The sequence below is a fragment of the Mesorhizobium sp. M7A.F.Ca.US.006.04.2.1 genome, assembly GCF_004022915.1.
GTDB classification, from domain to species: Bacteria; Pseudomonadota; Alphaproteobacteria; order Rhizobiales; family Rhizobiaceae; genus Mesorhizobium; species Mesorhizobium ciceri.
In genome coordinates, this window is record NZ_RZQA01000540.1 from 1 (window position 1) to 4,442 (window position 4,442).

At 54.6% G+C, this 4,442-nt stretch carries 2 protein-coding genes and 1 pseudogene; 2 read left to right on the forward strand and 1 reads right to left on the reverse strand.

The genetic code is table 11. The features are described from left to right. Positions 1-1,345: ATP-binding cassette domain-containing protein (locus tag EN925_RS24650; RefSeq protein ID WP_164894370.1), on the reverse strand; the 1,345-nt coding region annotated here is incomplete at its 3' end. Positions 1,346-2,058: 713 nt separating this feature from the next. Here EN925_RS24650 and EN925_RS24655 point away from each other — a divergent pair. Together EN925_RS24655 and EN925_RS24660 are read left to right on the forward strand one after the other, a co-directional pair. Beyond that, positions 2,059-3,042, forward strand: coding sequence for an ATP-grasp fold amidoligase family protein (locus EN925_RS24655; protein ID WP_164753421.1), 984 nt, complete (start codon positions 2,059-2,061; stop codon positions 3,040-3,042). A gap of 327 nt (positions 3,043-3,369) precedes the next feature. Further along, positions 3,370-4,442 (forward strand): annotated as a pseudogene (locus tag EN925_RS24660) (calcium-binding protein); the annotation flags it as partial.

Sequence of the window (4,442 nt, forward strand, 5' to 3'; positions counted from 1 at the left end):
CGACGCAGGCGGCTCTTGCCGCCGCAAGGACGCCTTTTGGATCCGTCTTGCCTCGGAACCTCGAAATGTTGTCTGCTACCGTGCCGTCAAACAACTCCACATCCTGCGGCATGTAGCCGATATGGGCGCCGAGATGTTCCGAGTTCCATTGATCGAGAGAGGCGCCGTCCAATCTCACCGAGCCATGGAGCGGCTTCCACACCCCGACCAACGAACGGGCCAGCGTCGTCTTGCCGGAGCCGCTCGGGCCGACGACGGCCATTCCAGCCCCCCTCGACAGGTGGAAACTTACATTTACAACGGTCGGTCTTGTCAGGCCGGGCGGCGCGACTGTCAGTTGCTCGACGGCAAATCGTGCCTGTGGACGAGGCAATTCCATCGGATCGTCCTGACTGCCAAATGCAGCCATGACAGCTGCCAGCTCGCTATAGCTGCGCCGGGTCGATAGAAAACCTCTCCAGTTTGCAATCGCCGCGTCAACTGGGGCCAAGGCCCGGCCGAGCAATATGGAAGATGCGATAATCACCCCAGGAGAAGCTTCACCGCCGATGACCAGGTAGGCACCGAGCCCCAGAACGCCGGATTGCAGACCCATGCGAAGCGCCTTCGAGAAGGAACTGGCGCCACCGACGACATCCGAGAGGCGCTCCTGCTGACCAAGATATGCGCGGCTGACGTCGCTCCAGCGTCGAGCCAGTCGACCAGAAAGCCCCATTGCATGAACAACCTCGGCGTTGCGCCGGGCGGAGTCGGCAAGCGCCCGTTGCGACGACAAGTCTTCGGAGGCGCGCGCGGCCGGACCACGGCTAAAGACTTCCGCAACTGCCGTCAGGAGGACCACGGCGATCGCGCCGACGGTTGCCAACAAGCCGAGCAAAGGATGGAGCAAATAAATGATCACCAGATAAAAAGGGATCCACGGAGCGTCGAAGATGACCGTCGGTCCCGTTCCGGAAAGAAAGCCGCGCAGTCGGTCAAGATCGTGCAAAGGCTGCAAGCGGCCCGCATCACGTCCTGCCTTGAGCGGCAAGGACAGGGAGATGGAGAACACCTTTTCCTGCAAATTTCTATAGAGAAGACTGCCGATGCGGACCAGCACGCGAAGCCGCACGAAATCCAGGAGCCCGTAGACCGCATACAAGCCCAGCATGCCGATCGTGAACCCCACCAGGGTTGGAACGCTCTGCGACGGCAGAACGCGATCGTAGATCTGCAACATATAGACCGAACCGGTCAGGGCGAGAATGTTTATCACTGCCGAGAACAGCGCCACGCCAAGCAGCCCAGGCATGCAGGCGAGAATGGCGGAACGCAGCTCGGGAGAACCGGCCCCCGATGTTTTCATGACCAGCGGTCGTTCGCGCGACACTGCCGCGCCGTTACTTCCGTAAATTGTGATGGCTCAAACCTTTCTTGGTGCGCATAGCAGCCGCTATCCGTCGCCCCCCTTATTACGCTCTGCTTACATACGTCGACTTTGAGGAAAATGCAGCGGATTCGTGGCGCAGGACCAACGAAACGCGACCTGCAGCGTGCACAGGCTGGGGATAACTCCCCCAAAAAACGGCAATTCACGCTAGTAACGCAGTCCAGAATGGAACACGCAAAAGGGGCTTATGTCCTTGCTTCCACACACTTTCAAAGACGCCACGGTCGTTGACACAAAATACCTGATGCGGAGCAACAACTTAGATCAATCAAACCTTTTGTCATTCTGTATTCTGTATTTGATCTCGTCCCGATACACCAATCACTCGAGCAGACCATCAGTCTCCCAGACTTTCAGAGGCGGCAAATTGACGACCGTCAGGCCGGCACGCCGGATCGTCATTCAAACGGAGGAGGACGGTGATCGAGCCTGACGTATTGTGGTTTAACGCATGCGCAGGGATGGCGACTGGAGGGCTCGTTCACCTCGGGGCGCTGGCCGACGGGTTCGACCGGCCCCATCTGTGACGGCTGTCAACCTGCCCAAGGAGGCGGATCGCGCCTTCGCCATCGTCGTTATCAGAGCGGACGCCGCGTTAGCCGTGCGTTATCCGCGTAGTGGGGTGTTGCGTGGAAAAGAAGTATCGGAAATTAAGAAGAGCTGTCTGGGAAACGATATATAGGGTCAGCTTGATAACCCCGAATTTCTACGTTCTGAACTACCCCATAGCAGCAGCGGGATTCTTTAACGGGAACAACAGGTTCCCAAGACGGGTTTCCAGTCAATCGGCTACGATAAATGATTTTATATTTGACAGAATGATACGAAATAGATGGGGATACCTGGAGAAGATTTGCGTTGATAAGCATTATGCTAAATACATAGCTAGTGGAATCGCAGGCCTTAAAATCCCAAAGACGATCTCTGTATTCAAGATAGATAGAAATACGACGGCAGATGACATTTTACTTTGGATCCAGCCTTTCCTCGGACGTCATTTCGTGATGAAGCCGACCCATTCCTCTGGAAAAATTATATTCCTCGACAAACCGCTCAATAGGAAAACCATAGAGGAATTCTTAAATTTCTCTAAGAGGTCGTACTTCAATATTGGGCGAGAGACACAATATTATAAAATGGAAAAGAAATTAATTGTCGAAGACAACATTTCTACTGGTGGTGAATTAAGTGACTACAAATTCTTTTGCGTTCGCGGCAAGGCAATTTATCTTCAGGTCGACGTCGGTAGATTTGTTGATCATAAAAGGGCTGTCTTTTCTCTTCCGGATTTTAAGCAGATTGATGTCATGTATGGTTATGACCTGCCAGAAAACGTAGAAAGGCCGGAAAATCTCGAAAAAATGATCGAGATCGCGGAAACGATATCTAGGGATGTTGAGTTTGTCAGGGTCGATTTGTACAGCATTAATGGTGACATATATTTTGGAGAGATGACTTTTTCTCCATGCGCTGGATCGGATCATATTTCAAACGAGAGTTGGGCCATCGATTTTTTAAATAGGATCAAAGCAGAAAGTGCTCCTAAAGCAGCGATAGGTGGCCGCTTCACGCCGCAAGCGGCACGATCTTTCGACCGTCAAGTTGGCGGGTGAGCCGCGAGGGCGTCAGCGCAAGCCTCGGTTCATGTGCCGAGGCACCCCAATTGGCTTTCCCCTAGTTGGGGATAACCCGGTCGGGAAAGGCGGATATTTCCCAATCACGCGGCTCAACAATGAGCCGGATGAGAGGGGCTTATGTTGTTGTTGCGGCACTGTTTTAAAAGACTTCGGTTGACCCGAAGCGGAACATCTCCTGCTGTGCAGCAATCCTGTCGGCGATCAAAGATTCTATCCAGCGGGTGTCGTATTTGATTTGGGCCTAATATGCGCCGTCAACTAAGCAGACGTGGGGCATAACCGAATCAACCAAAGGATTTTTGGATGACACTCCACTACGCGTCCGGTGGATCAGCCGCCGAGATCGCAACCGCCGGATTCAATCTGGCTGATGTTCAGTACGTTTCGCAAGTCAATGCCTTGCCGGATGGCATGAAAGGCTTGGTTTATCTCGGTGAGCACGACGGAGTAACTTCGTCTTTCATTGATAAAGTCACTCCCTTCATAGGTAATCCAAATGTGTTCGGGTTTTACCTTAGCGACGAGCCTGATCCGACAGGCAAGTGGGGCAGCTACGCAACCGCTGCAAACCTAAAGGCGGAATCCGACTGGATTCATTCTCATGTTCCCGGCGCCAAGACCTTCATCACGATGATGAACTTGGGCACGGATGGCTCCCCGAGCTACATGAACCCGAACGACCCGGCCCACGCCGCTTACAATCCGGCGAATACGGGCATCGATTTCTACGGTATCGGCTATTACCCCATCAACAACACTTCGGCTCCCGACTACACCCATATCGACAAGATGGTTGCGGCTGCCGGTGAAGCAGGCATCCCGATTGACAAGATCGTCCCGCTTTACCAGGCGTTCGGTGGTGGCAACTGGGAAACCAGCGCTGGCGGCAAGTTTGTCATGCCCACCGCTGCCCAGGAGCAGGCCATGATTGATCGTTGGGCCGCACTGGTTCCGTCGCCGGCCTTTGACTATACCTATAAATGGGGAACGCAGAATGGCGACACCGCGCTTGAAAGCGCCTCGGAACTGAAAGCCTTTTTCCTCCAGCACAATCTCGAGGGCACCCATGCCCCGGTCTCGCCCCCGGTTAGTGATCCTGTCACGCCCCCGGTCAGTGATCCGGTCGGCACACCGACCACACCTCCTACTCACGTCGGCACCCCTGCTCCCACCGCGCCGGCCCCGTCGGGCAGCGATCATGTCTTCCATGGCACGCGCGGCGCAGACGTTTTCCACGCAACCAGGGGCAATGACAAATATCTCGTCAACAATGCTCATGACAAGGTCATGGAAGCGCCAAACGGGGGCTTCGACAAGGTCGCGGCCTCGGTGAGTTACGCTCTTACGGCGGGATCACATGTCGAGCAGCTCTCCAC